Annotated in this window: 1 pseudogene; it reads right to left on the bottom strand. The window is 58.4% G+C overall.

The window, feature by feature from the left end:
* Positions 1-255: pseudogene (locus tag AAEZ09_RS28720) on the bottom strand (glycosyltransferase family 2 protein); the annotation flags it as partial.

Genomic DNA, 255 nt, shown 5'->3' with positions numbered 1-255 from the left:
CACCAGCAGATATCCAGCACTTTCACGCCGAGCAATTCCGGCGGCAGTTCCTGGATAAGGTTGCGAAAGCACACCGTCAGCGTCGACAGCGGACGGCCCTGCATCAGTTCCAGCGCGGTGGCGTCCTTGCGCAGCTTTCCGGTGAGCTGCGGGCTCTGGATGATGCCCTGGCTGTTGAACATGAATGCATCGTGAAAGGTGATCACGTAGTCACGATGCTGCTCGAGAAAGTCCACCTGCTGCTGCAGTTTGGTC

It is taken from the genome of Pseudomonas sp. 65/3-MNA-CIBAN-0223, assembly GCF_040310425.1.
GTDB lineage: Bacteria > Pseudomonadota > Gammaproteobacteria > Pseudomonadales > Pseudomonadaceae > Aquipseudomonas > Aquipseudomonas gregormendelii.
The sequence above is the reverse complement of the archived record's forward strand: the minus strand, read 5'-3'. Positions and strand labels throughout refer to the sequence as shown.